A 13,688-nucleotide genomic window follows, 5' to 3' on the forward strand; every position below is an offset into this window, starting at 1 on the left:
TTCATGCAACTTGACGCCATCGACCTGCGCATTCTGGACGAACTGCAACGCGACGGCGCGCTGTCGAACGTGGAGCTCGCGCGACGCGTGCACCTCTCGCCGTCGCCCTGCCTGTCGCGCGTGAAGGTGCTCGAGGCCAACGGCGTGATCGACCGTTATGTCGCGCTCGCAAGCGCCAAGGCGCTGGGCCTGGGCCTCAACGTGTTCATATCGATCAGCCTCACGACGCAGAGCAAGCAGTCGCTCGCCGACTTCGAGCAACGCATCGCCGAGCACGACGAGGTGATGGAGTGCTACCTGATGACGGGCGACAGCGACTACCTGATCCGCATCGCGGTGGCGGACATGGCGGCGCTGGAGAAATTCATCCTGGAACAGCTCACGCCGATTCCGGGGATCGAGAAGATCCGCTCGAGCTTTGCGCTCAAGCAGGTGAGATACAAAACGGCGCTGCCGTTGCCGGCAGCGCCAGGGTAATAGCGCTCCCCCAGGCTTCGCGCACTTCGTGTCGCTACGCCACCCCCTCGCCGGGGGCGACACCTGCGGCCCGGCAAAGCCGGTTCCGCGGTGTCTCCCGTGAAGAAAGGGGCCGGGATCCTGCCCCTGCCAGCCGATCAGAGACCGATCAGGCCGCCGTCGTTCTTCGTGATGACCACGGTCGCCGAGCGCGGGCGGGTAATGCCGCCGTCGGGCCAGTGGCTGAGGAACTTCGTGGGATCGGAGATGTTGCCCTTGGCCGTGTTCTCGCCCGGGTGCTGGATGTTCACGAACAGCGCGCGGCCGTCGCCCGATTCGGCAATGCCGGTGATTTCGCAATCGATCGGGCCGACCAGGAAGCGGCGCAGGCCGTCGGTGCCGGGGGCCTTGCCGACGAAGGTGGCTTGCGTGGCGGTGGTGGAGCCATCGACATTGGTGATGGTCTTCGCGGCACCGTCGCCGACCACACCAGGCAGGGCGCCGAGCAGCATGCAGTTGGTCACGTCGGTGTACTTGCCGTCGTCGGTCTCGAGCCACAGCAGGCCGGGCGCAGCCTGGCTGAACCACATGCCGTCGGGGCTGGAGAAGTCGTTGTCGGCAACGAGGTTCGACAGGTTCACGTCCGCTGCCGCGGTGGAACGCGCGCCGAAGAGATAGACGTCCCACTTGAAGGTCACGGCGGCCGGGTTACCACCGGCGTCGGCAAAGCGGACGATGTGGCCGTTCGGATTGCCCTTCTGATCCACGCCATTCTTCGGGTCGTTGTACGAGCGCGGATTGGCCGCGTCGGTACCGGTGACCGGGCGCGCCGAGTTGTTCGTGAGCGTGAGGTACACGTCGCCGTTCTTCGGGTTGACGGCCGTCCATTCCGGGCGGTCCATCTTCGTGGCACCGGCTGCATCTGCTGCGTGGCGCGCGTTGATCACGACATCGGCTGCATCGGCGAAGGCGTACTTCGAATAGCTGGCGTTGATGTTGTTGACGCCCAGCTTGAGCTCGAGCCAGTCACCTGTGCCGTCGGCCTTGAACTTGGCGACATAGAGCTTGCCATCGTCCATGTACTTGTCGCCGGCCCCGATGCCGCCGCCGATGTCGGCCGCATCCCAGGCCTTGGTCGACACGAACTTGTAGAGGTACTCGTTCTGCGAGTCGTCGCCCATGTACCAGACCAGCGGCTTGCCGACCACGACCGGGCCCAGGCAAGCGCCTTCGTGGCCGAAACGGCCGAGCGCGGTGCGCTTCTTGGGTGTGCTGGAGGGGGTGAACGGATCGATCTCGACCACCCAGCCGTAGGTGTTGGAACCGTTGCGGTAGTCATCCGTGGCGGTGGCACCGATGACTTCGGTGTTCCAGCGGCCATACAGGTCTTCGGCGGTGTCGGGCGTGACGGTGGCCCAGAGTTCGCGGCCGGTACCGTCACTGCCGCCAACGCCGTATCGCGAGAAGCTCGCAAGTTCCTTCGCGGTCCGCTTGGAATCGTCGTTGGCCTTGATGCGGCGGAAGTAGCCGGCCCAGTTCTCTTCGCAGGTCAGGTACGTGCCCCACGGCGTGGTGCCGTTGGCGCAGTTGTTGAGCGTGCCGCGGGTCTTGCTGCCGTCGGTCGAGTACTTGGTCTTCAGGTAGTCGGTCTTGGCGGCCGGGCCCGAGAAGCTCATCTCGGTGAGCGTGTGGACGCGGCGGTTGAGGCTCGAGTCCTGCTTGTAGCTCCAGGTGCTGCCGCTCTTGTTGACCTCGATCACGCTCACGCCGTGCAGGTAGAACTCGCGCAGCACTTCGTCCGCGACGGTGCGTGCGGCCGCATTGCCGGTGCCGGTGATGGTCTGTCCGGTGGGGTGCAGGAACAGCGGCGTGATGGCCTCGTGGTTCATCACGAGCAGGCCGCGCGAAGCGCCGGCGGCGTCCCACTTGTTCGACGCGTTCATGCCGAAGTAGGTCATGCCGTCGTGGTGGTCGCCGGCGCGGCGGTCGTAGGTGGTGGCGTCGTCGGTGCCGTCGTTCTTGTAGGCGGCGACACCCGAGGCGATCGGGTCGCCCAGGCGGTAGAGCACGCTGGCGGTGTAGCCGGCGGGCACGGTGACCACGTCGGCGAGGCTCTTGGCGACGGCATTGAAGCCGAGCTTCATCGGAGCGGGAGAAGGAGCGGGAGCCGGCGCGGGAGCAGGAGCCGGTGCCGGGGGCAGGACGGGGAAGGCGGTGCCGCCGCCACCACCGCCGCCGCATGCCTGGAGCAGTGCGGTACCGGCGGTGCCGACGCCCAGGCCGAACAGGTGGCGGCGGCTCAGGCGCGAGGCGATCAGGTCGTTGAACGAGGGATTCGAAGTGGGGTTGGTGCCGATGTCTTCGATTTCGACCGGACGATCGTCGGTGCGGGTGTTTGCGGTCATGCGCAATGTCTTTCTTCGTGGGTTGGAAAGGAAAACCAGCCCGCGAAGTTAGGCACTTCGTATGACGACTCCGTGAATTGCTCAGGTTCAGGTCAGGTTGAATCGGGTCTTTTCAGCATCCCTTCATCAACCGTGCAGACCAGCGCGGGCCGTATCGGCCCGTCTGGTTCAGGGCGCCGGCAATTGCCGTGGCCACAACGCCCACAGCCGCAGCGGCTGGTTCATGCTCGCCGCGAAGCGGCCCGCATCGGCACCGGTGCCCGCGAAGTAGTCGGCCCGCACCGCGCCGAGGATGGCGCTGCCGGTGTCCTGCGCCACCACCAGCTTCTGCAGTTGCGCCGCCGGTCCGTTGGATGCAAGCCACACCGGCGTGCCGTACGGGATGCTCTCGCGGTCGACCGCGATGGAGCGGCCGGCCGTGAGCGGCACGCCCTGCGCGCCGCGCGGGCCGAAGGCGGCGTCGACCTCGCTCATGGTCTCCTCGCGGAAGAACACGTAGCGCGGGTTGCTCCACATCAGCTGCGTCACGCGCTGCGGGTTCTGCGCGGCCCAGGCCTTGGTGTCGTCGGGCCACTTGCCGACCTTGGCCACGCCCTGGCTCATCAGCCACTGCTGCACGCTGCGATAAGGCTGCTCGTTGGTCGCCGAGAAGGCCATGCGCACGGTGTGCTGCCAGCCGTTGGCCTCGGTGATGCGCAGCCGCCCGGAGCCCTGGATGTGCAGCATCAGCGCGTCGATCGGGTCGGCCATCCACGCGATCTCGCGCCCGCGCAGCGCGGCCTGGGCCTCGGGCAGGGTCTCGATCTCCTGGCGCGTGTACCAGGGGCGGCGCGGCACCAGGCCGTCGGGCGCCTGGTAGATCGGCACGTTGAAGGTGGCGGTGGGCACGCGCGAGGCTTCGTACACCGGCTCGTAGTAGCTCGTGAGCTTGCCTTCGGTCTGGCCGTTCAGCGCCTCGACGCGGTAGGGCTGCAGCCGGTCGGTCATCCACTGGCGCTGCTCTTCGGGAGTGGCGATGGCGAGCTGGCGCACGTCGCGGCACAGCGGCGCGAAGGCTGCATTGGGGCGCGAGCAGTTCGCCAGCAGCGCGATCCAGGCCTCGTGCAGCGGGTCTTCGCCGAAGCCCGGCAGCTCGCCCCAGCCGACCGGCACCCAGCGGCTCTTGGGATGCGCGAGCGAGCCGGTGAGCGGACCGAGGTCGCGCGGCTGGGTGGCGGGTGGGCGGATGGGGGCCTCGGGCGTGCGCGGGCCGGTGGAACAGGCGGCGAGCGTTGCTACGATCGCAAGCCCGACCAGCCACTGGAGTCCATTTCTCATGGGTTTGATTCTGCTTGAAGCCCTCGCCGCGGGACTCGTGTTCATCCTGATCATCTGGTGGACCATGTTCTCCGGCCGCAAAAAGGGTGAATTGCACGATGACGACGACGGCCCCGAAGCCGGTCGCGACACCGCCGACCGGAAGCCGCCGCCCAATCCGTGAATTGCTCGTGCAGTCCCGCGGCGCGCGGCACTGTCGGACAAGCACTCAATTGCTATTGCTTTAGTAGCAATCATTGCAGCATTCATGCGCGAAGGCGAAACTTTTCTTATTTTCCGTAGGGCTTTGAGCCCGTACCATCACGCACTCCCCGAAGGCTAAGCTGTGCCCCGCCTGATTCAACCTTGAAAGGGATCGCCATGAAAAAGTTCGTACTCGCCACCACCGCCGCCGCACTCGTTCTTTCCGGCTGCGCGGGCGGCATGACCGACACGCAGCGCAACACCGGCATCGGTGCCGGCATCGGCGCGCTCGGCGGCGCCGCGATCGGCTCGGCCACCGGCGGCAACCGCGGCGCCATCGGCACGGGCGCGGTGCTGGGTGCGGCGGCCGGCGCGCTGGGCGGCTACCTGTGGTCGCAGCGCATGGAAAACCAGAAGCGCCAGATGGAAGCCGCCACGCAGGGCACCGGCGTGGCCGTCACGCAGACGCCCAACAACGAGCTGAAGCTGCAGATCCCGAGCGACGTGTCCTTCGACGTGGGCCGCGCCAACATCAAGCCCAATTTCGCGCCGGTGCTCGACCAGTTCGCCAGCGGCCTGCGCAACAACCCGAACGCCGAGGTGCGCATCATCGGCCACACCGACAGCACCGGCTCGGACGCCATCAACAACCCGCTGTCGGTCGAACGCGCGACCAGCACCCGCGACTACCTCGTGGCGCGCGGCGTGAACGCGGCGGCCTTCCGCATCGAGGGCCGCGGCTCGCGCGAGCCTGTCGCCGACAACAACAGCGACGCGGGCCGGGCGCAGAACCGCCGCGTCGAAATCTACGTGGGCGAGCGCGGGCCGCAAGGCTGAACGATCTCCAGCACACGAAGGGAAACCGGCCGCGCTGAAAGGCCGGTTCCCGCCATTACCGTTCCATTGGTCCATTAAGAGGGAATCTCATGAGGAAGTTTGTTGTTTCTGGTGCGGCCGCCGCCGCGTTGCTGTTCATCGCGGGCTGCGCATCGCAGTCGGCGCCGCCGCCGGCCCCCGCGCCCGCAGCCGCTCCGGCCGCACCGGCCAACAGCTGGACAGCCCGCCTGGCCACCCTGAAGACCGACCTCGAGACCTCGACCAAGGGCACGGGCGTGGTGATCGAACAGACCACCGACAACCAGCTGCATGTGGTGATCCCGAACGAGCTGTCGTTCGACACTGGCCGCTCCAACGTCAAGCGCAACCTCGCGCAGGTGCTCGACAAGGTGGCCGAAGGCCTGAAGAGCGCCACCGCCGCCAGCGTGCGCGTGGTCGGCCACACCGACAGCGTGGGCAGCGAGGAAGGCAACGAGCGCCTCTCGGTGAGCCGCGCCGACAGCGTGCGCAACCACCTCGTGAGCCGCGGCGTCTCGACCACGGTCATCACCACCGACGGCCGCGGCTCGCGCGAGCCGCTGGCGGACAACAACACGGCCGCCGGCCGCGCCCAGAACCGCCGCGTCGAAATCTTCGTGGCGGAGAAGGCCTAACCCCAGGCTTCGCGACACTTCGTGTCGCTTCGCCCCCTTGCAGGGGCAACACCAGCGGCCCGGCAAAGCCGGTTCCGCGGTGTTTCCCTGGGGAATCGGGGAGGCTAGAGCTCTCTCAGGCGGTTAGCCAACTCGACGGCCGACTTCACTTCCATCTTGTCGAACACGCGCGCGCGGTGGACTTCCACCGTGCGCACGCTGATCGCGAGCTGGTCGGCGATGAGCTTGTTGGGCAGGCCTTCGATCACCAGCCGCATCACGTCGCGCTCGCGCTCGGTCAGCTCGCCGATGCGCTCGGCCAGCCCGCGGCGCGCGCGCTGCACTTCCAGCGCCTGCAGCGACGCGTTCAACGCATGCTCGATGCGGTCGACCAGCGCGTTGTCCGAGAACGGCTTCTCGCAGAAGTCGAAGGCGCCGCGCTTGACCGCGTCGACGGCCGTCGGCACGTCGGCATGGCCCGTGAGGAAGATCACCGGCATCGCGGGCAGCAGGCCGCGTTCGACGATGCGGTCGAACAGCACCAGCCCGCTGGTGCCGGGCATGCGCACGTCCAGCAGCAGGCACAGCGGCTGCTGGGGCAGCGGGCCCTGGTCGAGGAACTGCTCGAACGCCTCGGCGCTCGCGAAGTGCTCGCTGGCCAGGCGGCGCGAGCGCAGCAGCCAGGCCAGCGCCTCGCGCACGCTGGCGTCGTCGTCCACGATGAAGATCAAGCCGTCGATCAGCGGTTGCATGCGATGAAGTCCAGCAAAAAGTTGTCCGTCGAAAAAAGCGTTCTCAGGCAGCCGCCGGCAGGGTGAACCTGAAGACCGTGCCGCGCGGCTTGTTGGGCTCGTACACGAGCGCCCCGCCGTGCTGCTCGACCACCGTGCGGCACAGGCTCAGGCCGAGCCCCATGCCATCGGCGCGCGTGGTGAAGAAGGGCGTGAAGAGCCGCTCGGCCACATCCGCGTCGATGCCGCTGCCGAGGTCGGCCACCGAAAACTCTATCCAGCGCCTGCCGTCTTCCTGCACCGCGCCGCCCACCGCCGTGGCGCGCGCCACGCGCAGCCGCAGCACGCGGCTGCCGACATTGTCGGGGCTGTCCATGGCCTGCATCGCGTTGCGCGCGAGGTTCAGCAGCACCTGCTCGACCAGCGTGCGGTCGCACATGGCCGCGGGCAGGCGGTCTTCCAGCACCACCTCGATGATCACGCCCAGCTTGCGCGCCTGCAGCCGCACCAGCGGCAGCACAGCGTCGATCAGCGCCTGCGGCGCCACGGCCTCGCGCGTGCGGTCGCGCCGGCGCACGAAGTCGTGCACGCTGCGGATCACCTGCCCCGCGCGGTCGGCCTGCTCGGCGATGCGCTTCACGGCCATGGCCACCTCGCCCTGGTCGCCCTTGGCCTCGGGCCCCAGCAGGTTGAGCGAGCCGCTCGCGTAGCTGGCGATGGCGGCCAGCGGCTGGGTGAGCTCGTGGCTCAGCAGCGAAGCCATCTCGCCCACGGTGGCCAGCCGTGCGCTGGCCTGCAGGCGCTCCTGGCTGGCGCGCGAGAGCTCCTCGATGCGGCGCTGCTCGCTCACGTCGATGAACGCGCTCATCCAGCCGGTCTGCACCTTGTGCGCGTTGATCAGCGGCGCCTCGAAGATCAGCACCGGAAAGCGCGTGCCGTCCTTGCGCATGAAGACCGATTCGAAGCCCTCTCGCGGCGGCATGCCGCCGGCCAGCCGGCGCGCCTGCCGCTGCTGGTATTCGTGCGCCAGCTCGGTGGGCCAGTAAGGGGCTTCGGCGTTGTCCGCCATGAGCTCCTCGGGGCTGAAGCCCACCATCTCGCAGAAGGCCGGGTTCACGTAGGTGATGCGGCCCTGCAGGTCGCGCGCGCGCAGGCCGGTGATGACCGAGTCTTCCATCGCCTTGCGGAAGGCCAGCGCGTCGGCCAGGTCGCGCTCGGCGCGCAGGCGGCGACGCGTGTCGCGCGCGAGCAGCACCAGCACCGACACCAGCGCGATCGAGATCGCCGTGACCAGCGCCGTGAGCATGTTCGGGAACAGGTCGGGCGCGGCGCGCCAGCCGTCCACGCGCAGCATCAGCGCGGTGCCCGGCAGGTCGATGAGCTGCTGCGAGGTGAACACCCGCGTGCCGGTGCGCCGCGAGCTGCCCAGCGCCACCAGCCGCGTGCCGTCGGCCTCGGTGAAGGCCACTTCCTGCCCGCGCGTGAGGGTGGGGCCGACGAGTTCGATCAGCGCGTCGCGCAGCGAATAGCTCGCCACGAGGTATCCGCCGGCGTCGATGGGCACGCACAGCTCCATCACCTCGATGCCGCCGCCTCCCGCAATGGGCACGTAGTGGCTCGGCGAGTAGGCCGGCGCGCCGAGCTTGCGCGCGGCGGCGCAGGCCAGCGTCACGTCGGACTGCTCCTGGCCGCGCGTGTCCTCGTCGAGCACGCGCATGCGGTAGGGCGTGTTGACGGCCTGCAGCGGGCGCAGCGCGGCGTCTCGCCATTCGAGCCGCAGCCATTCGCGATGCTCGCGCAGCAGCGTCGCGGCCACCTCCGACCACTTGGATGCATCGGCGCCCGGCGCCTGCGTGGCGCGCAGGCTCTGCGCATTGCGCTGGAAGCCGCTGCGCAGGTCGGAGACAGCGTCGGAGGTGTCGCGATCGAGCGCGGCCTGCACCTGCTCGACCTCGTGCCGGCCCGCGAGCCACACGACGGTGACCAGCAGCACCGACACCAGCACCGCCAGCAGCAGCCACAGGAACCAGCGCTGCCACAGCGAGCGCAGCCGACCGTACGCCAGCAGCGCCCACCGCGGCGGTGCGACGGTCAGCAGCGCATCGGACATCGCTAGAGGACGCTGTGCGAGAGCACGGGCAGCTGCGTGCGCGTGCTCTGCACTCTCGCGGCGTCGATGTCGAACAGCACCACGCCTTCTTCGGAGGCCTGCTGCGCCACCACCGTGCCCCACGGGTCGACGACCAGCGACTGGCCCCAGGTCTGGCGACCGTTCTCGTGCGTGCCGCCCTGCGCGGGCGCGACCACCCAGGCCAGGTTCTCGATGGCGCGGGCGCGCAGCAGCACCTCCCAGTGCGCGGCGCCGGTGGTGCGCGTGAACGCGCTGGGCACCAGCAGCAGGTCGGCGCCCTGCTTGGCGAGCGCGCGGTACAGCTCGGGAAAGCGCAGGTCGTAGCACACGCTCATGCCCACGCGCCAGCGGTGGCCGTCGCGCGAGGGCAGCTCGAACACCACCGGCTTCGCGCCGGGTGCGATGACGCGGCGCTCGTCGTAGCGCTCGGTGCCGTTGTCGAAGAAGAAGAGATGGATCTTGTCGTAGCGCGCCACGCAGCGGCCGTCGGGCGAGAAGGCCAGCGAGCTGTTGAACACGTGCTCGGCGTCGGTGCTCTCGATGGGCAGCGTGCCGCCGACGATCCACAGGCCGAACTCGCGCGCCGCGTCGGCCAGGAAGCCCTGCACCGTGCCCGCGCCGGCGGTCTCGCGCAGGCCCAGCTTGTCGGTGTCGCGCGCGCCCATCATGCAGAAATACTCGGGCAGTACCGCGAGCTCGGCGCCGGCCGCGGCAGCCTGCGCGAGCAGGTCGTGGGCGCGCGCGAGATTGGCTTCGCGGGCGATGGCCGACACCATCTGGATGGCTGCGACTTTCATTGCTTGGTCTCCGTTTTCTTGCCTTCGTCCGCGGTCCTGGAGGCAGGCGGCAGCCCCGGAATGCCGGGAATGCTCTGCGGCAGCAGCTGCAGCGTGCGCGGCACCTTCGCTATTTTGGGGTCTGCCCAGGTGCCTTCGATATGAAACTCCTGCGTGGCCGCCGCCGCGAGCGGCTTGCTCAGCACCCATTGCGCAAGGAACGTGCCCAGGCCCACGGCGGGGTTGATGGCGGTGGCCACCAGCGCCGCCGTGCCCGCGTTGATCTCGGGCACGACCACCACGCGCAGGTCCTGCGTCTCGCGCACGATGTCGGCCGAACCGTCCATCAGCGCAGCGGCGTTGACGCCCTTCATCTGCAGGTTGTTGGTGCTGGCGATGCCCTTGTTGATCTTCGCGTCGCCGCGGATGAAGTCGAAGGCGAAGCCCTCGCTGAACACGTCGCGGAAATCGAGCGTGAGCCGGCGCGGCAGCGCCTGCAGGCTCAGCACGCCGAGCAGCTTGGCCAGGCCCGGGTCGGCCTTGAGGAACTGGCCCTGCTCCACGTCGACTTGCAGCTGTCCGCCCAGGCTCGGGTAGTCGAGCGAGAACGGCGAGCCGCGCCAGTTGACGTCGCCCTCGAGACGCCCGCGCCCGCGCCGCAGCACGCCCGGCATGCCGAAGCGCGTGAGCAGCTCGCCGGCATCGGCGATGTCGAGCCTGAAGGTCATGGCGGTACGGCGCTGGCCGGCCGCCGCGCCGGGCACCGCGGCCCAGGAGCCCTTGGCCGCGAAGCTGGCCTCGGGCATGGTGAAGGTGAGCTTGTTGAGCGCCCATTCGCGCCCCGCGCCGCCGCGGTTGACCGCGTCGATCTCGGCGCGGCCGAGGCGCTTGCCGAGCAGTTCGAAGTCGTCGATCACGATGTCCAGCGCCGGCAGGGTGCCGGGCTGCTCGTCGAGCAGGGCCTCGACCTGGTTGGCCTCGGAGGGAGCGATCTTCAGCCGCGCGAGCCGCGCATAGAGGCGCCCAGCCTGCGCGTGGCGATATTCGGCATAGCCGCTGAGCTCAGTGGCGTCGATGTTGGCGCGCCAGACGGCGCCGTCGCGCGTGCCGCCGAGCACCACGTTGTGCAGCGTGCGGCCCGCGACACCCAGCTGCTGCGCGCGCACCGCGATGCGCGTGGGCAGGTAGGCCATCGACGGATCGTCGGGGTGCTCGGAGGATTCGGTACCCGGGCTGCCGGTCTCGCCGAGCAGCGACTGCCATGCGGCCATGTCGAGCTTGGCGACGTTGACGTTCGCGAACACGCCCTTGTCGGGCAGGCTGGCCGTCTCGCCCTGCGCGAGGCCCACGCCGATGCTGCCGCGCACCACGCGCGCCTCGCCGTTGGCCAGCAGGTCGCGCACGTACTGCACGGCGCCGACGCGGCCGAGGTCGAGCGAGAGCTGGTCCTGCGTGGCCACCGTCGCGCCCTGCTTCGTGGTTTCGCGCGCGAGCACCTTCTTCTCGATGCGCAGCGGCATCTGCTCCTCGGCCGTCTTCACCAGCGGCGGCGGCAGCTGCAGCGCGAGGCCCTGCAGGCTGCTGCTGAGCGAGAACTCGGTCGCGCCGTCGCGCACCGAGAAGGTGGCCGCGTAGGGCGTGCTGCCGGTGGCCTTCTTCGCGAGGCGGGCGAGCCAGTCGACCTCGCGCGCGCCGCGCAGGCCATCGGCGCTGGCCGTGCCCTGCGCCTTCAGGGCCACCTCGCGGTTGGGGCCGGTGAAGCGGCCGCGGCCTTCCAGGCGGACGTCGCCGCCCAGCAGCTTCGCCTGCACGCCGGCCAGCGAGAAGCCTGTTTCGGTGAAGTTGACCGTGCCCTTCGTCTGCGTGAACGAAGGCGCCTCGGGCACCACCTGCAGCTCGTTGTCGGCCAGCACCACGCTGGCCTGCACCTTGGCGTTGTCCATGGCCTCCAGGGGCAGCTCGAGGTGCAGCTTGTAGTCGGCCGAGCCGGTGGCGCGCGCGGCCTGCATGACCTCGCCCACGCCTCCCGCCTCGGTACCGGCCAGCGGCGCCCCCGCGCGCAGCACCTCGGCCAGCGGGCCCTTGGCCTGCACGTCGACGCGCAGCACCTGCGCGTGGTGCGACAGCTCGGGAATCAGCGCCTCGCCCTTGGTCACCTCGACGCCGGCGGTGCCGGCCAGGCGGCCGCGCGCGTTGCGCACCAGCATGCTGTCGCGCTCGAACACCAGCTCGCCCGAAAGGCCGGTGAGCGCCGGCCAGATGCGCGCGGGAGCGCCGTTGCGCGAAGGCGTGGCGGCCGTGATCGACGGCGGCGCATAGGCGTAGTTGACGTCGGCCACCTTGGCCGCGATGCGGAAGTCGCCCTGCTTCGGGTCCTTGAAGGGCATGTCGTGCAGGTCGCCGCGTACGCGGAAGTCGACGTTGCTGGCGATGCCCTTGGTGACGGCCTCGCGCACGTAGTCGCGCGTGTGCTGGGGAATGTCCAGCGGCAGGTAGCGGAACACGCGCGTGCCGTCGGCGCGGGTCAGCTTGCCCTGCAGATCGAGCACGCCGGGAAAGCGGGCCTTGCTGCTCGAGGTTGCGGGATCGCTGGTGCGCCAGCTGGCCTGGGCTTCTCCCTCGGCGTCGGCGTTGGCGAAGCTGAGCTTCGACATCTGCAGCTGGACACTGCCGTTGCCGCTGTCGAGCTTCCATTGCAGCTGCGTCGAGAGCCGGTCGACGGGAATGACGGGCTCGTCGAACACGCCCGGAAATTCGAGCGTGCCCCGCGCGATGGCGAGCGTGGCGGTGCCGCCGGTGTGGGTGGCGTCGAAGTCGATGGTGGCGCCGCTCAGGCCCGGAGTGCCGGTGTGGATCTTCGGCTGGGGCGTGGCCGTGCCGGAGGCATTGGAGGAAGCGGTGGTCGTGGTTGCCGCATCCGCCTTGGCCGGCTGGGAAGCGATGCGCAGCCCGCTGACGCGGCCCTTGGCCTGGTAGCGGCTCGGCGCGCCCAGCGAGCCCTGCCAGTTCAGGTCGACGTGCTCGACGAGACCGCGCGGCGCGTATGCATCGAGCATGCGGTGCGTGGCATCGCCCAGCGGCAGCCGGTCGGCGATGAGGGCGAGCGCGGCCAGGTCGAGGCGGTCGGCGCGCAAAGCTCCGTGCTCGGGCGTGCGGCCCCGGTTCGGCGTGTGCTGCAGCCACAGGTTGCCGCCGGGCCAGCGCATGCCGTCGGTGGTGTCGAACTGCAGCGCGGTGGTGGCGAACTCCAGCGTCTCCTCGGTGAGCTGCCCCGAGATGCGGCCGGTGACGGCGCGCAGCACCAGCGGCTGGAGGCCCTTGTCGAGCGAGACGTCGACCTTGTCGAGCCCCAGGTCGACCGCGCCGCCGACGACCTGGCCGTCGTCCACGTCGGCCCACAGGCGCAATGCGCCGTTGCCCTCGCGGATGCGGGCGTCGAGCGAGACGTACTGGCCGAGCCGGGTGACGTCGATGTAGGGCAGGTCGGCATAGAGCTGGCCGTCCCAGGTCTGCCAGTGGCCGCTGCGGATGGACAGCAGCGGCTGGCGGAACTGGCCGCGCAGCGTGAAGCGCTGGCCCCAGCCGGCGGGCGGCGTGGCATCGAGCCGCAGGCCGTGGCGCCTGGCGCTGTTGCGCGCGACGAAGCGGACGTCGGTCAGCAGCAGGGGCTCGGCCTGGCGCTGCTCGTCGGTCCAGCGCACGGTGCCGCCTTCGATGACCAGCTCGCGCTGCGCGAAAAACCAGTCGGCACCGCGGGTCTCTCCGGTGGTATCGGTGGGCATGTGCAAACCAGCCACATGGAGTTTTCCCTGAGTGTCGCGGCGCACGTCGAGCTGTGGGCCCTCGATGTAGAGCTGCTCGAAGTTGAGCCGCCAGAGCGAGCGCGGCGACACGCTGGCCACCACGCGCGCGAGGCGCAGGGCCTCTCTCTTGTCCGCGTCCTGCAGCACCACGTCGCGCAATTCGAAGGCCGGGAAAAGCCCTTCGGAGCGGGCGGTGATCGATCCGATGCGAACCGGCACGCCGATGGCCTTGCTAGCCTGTGCCTCGAGCGCATCACGAAAATCGCCGATTCGCGGCACAATCCACGCGTGTAGGACAACGACTGACAGCGCCAGCAGAAGCCATGCAGCGATCAACAGACCCAGCAGCCAGCGCGCCGTCACAGCGGTTATTTTGAGCAGACGTGAAGGGGTAGACGCCGTGTCGTTCATTGAGGA

Annotated in this window: 10 protein-coding genes; 4 read left to right on the forward strand and 6 right to left on the reverse strand. The window is 69.4% G+C overall.

Annotation, left to right across the window (positions count from 1 at the left end):
- The first annotated feature begins 3 nt into the window (after positions 1-3).
- The gene (locus ABL840_RS38040; RefSeq protein WP_093195988.1) at positions 4-477 is read left to right on the forward strand and encodes an Lrp/AsnC family transcriptional regulator; all 474 of its coding nucleotides are present in this window, start codon (positions 4-6) and stop codon (positions 475-477) included.
- Positions 478-614: 137 nt separating this feature from the next.
- Here ABL840_RS38040 and ABL840_RS38045 read toward each other — a convergent pair whose 3' ends face one another.
- Complete coding sequence (locus tag ABL840_RS38045) at positions 615-2,861, reverse strand: PhoX family protein (protein ID WP_093300145.1); 2,247 nt, start codon at positions 2,859-2,861, stop codon at positions 615-617.
- 168 nt (positions 2,862-3,029) lie between these two features.
- Complete coding sequence (locus ABL840_RS38050; RefSeq protein ID WP_093300147.1) at positions 3,030-4,178, reverse strand: murein transglycosylase A; 1,149 nt, start codon at positions 4,176-4,178, stop codon at positions 3,030-3,032.
- Here ABL840_RS38050 and ABL840_RS38055 point away from each other — a divergent pair.
- From ABL840_RS38055 to ABL840_RS38065, 3 genes are all read left to right on the forward strand, one after another.
- Positions 4,177-4,341, forward strand: a complete 165-nt coding sequence (locus ABL840_RS38055) for a hypothetical protein (RefSeq protein ID WP_176947409.1) — start codon at positions 4,177-4,179, stop codon at positions 4,339-4,341. The genes ABL840_RS38050 and ABL840_RS38055 overlap by 2 nt on opposite strands.
- A gap of 197 nt (positions 4,342-4,538) precedes the next feature.
- Entirely contained in the window at positions 4,539-5,198 is a 660-nt protein-coding gene (locus ABL840_RS38060; RefSeq protein ID WP_093195985.1) for an OmpA family protein, read from the forward strand.
- A gap of 89 nt (positions 5,199-5,287) precedes the next feature.
- Positions 5,288-5,851, forward strand: coding sequence for an OmpA family protein (locus ABL840_RS38065; protein WP_093195984.1), 564 nt, complete (start codon positions 5,288-5,290; stop codon positions 5,849-5,851).
- Between the two features lie 104 nt (positions 5,852-5,955).
- Here the strand turns inward: ABL840_RS38065 and ABL840_RS38070 are convergent, their stop codons facing one another.
- Genes ABL840_RS38070 through ABL840_RS38085 form a run of 4 tightly spaced genes read right to left on the reverse strand, consistent with a single transcriptional unit; the run spans position 5,956 to position 13,682 of the window.
- Positions 5,956-6,582: a response regulator transcription factor gene (locus tag ABL840_RS38070; RefSeq protein WP_093300148.1), complete on the reverse strand. Its 627-nt coding sequence runs from the start codon at positions 6,580-6,582 to the stop codon at positions 5,956-5,958.
- Positions 6,583-6,625: 43 nt separating this feature from the next.
- A complete protein-coding gene (locus ABL840_RS38075; protein ID WP_093300149.1) occupies positions 6,626-8,671 on the reverse strand; it encodes a two-component system sensor histidine kinase NtrB in 2,046 nt (681 codons plus the stop codon).
- A gap of 2 nt (positions 8,672-8,673) precedes the next feature.
- Positions 8,674-9,489, reverse strand: coding sequence for a carbon-nitrogen hydrolase family protein (locus tag ABL840_RS38080; RefSeq protein ID WP_093300150.1), 816 nt, complete (start codon positions 9,487-9,489; stop codon positions 8,674-8,676).
- Positions 9,486-13,682: a YhdP family protein gene (locus ABL840_RS38085; RefSeq protein ID WP_093300151.1), complete on the reverse strand. Its 4,197-nt coding sequence runs from the start codon at positions 13,680-13,682 to the stop codon at positions 9,486-9,488. Before ABL840_RS38085 ends, ABL840_RS38080 begins: the two co-directional genes overlap by 4 nt.
- Positions 13,683-13,688: the final 6 nt, after the last annotated feature.

This window comes from Variovorax sp. NFACC27 (assembly GCF_048301545.1).
Classification (GTDB): Bacteria; Pseudomonadota; Gammaproteobacteria; order Burkholderiales; family Burkholderiaceae_C; genus Variovorax; species Variovorax gossypii.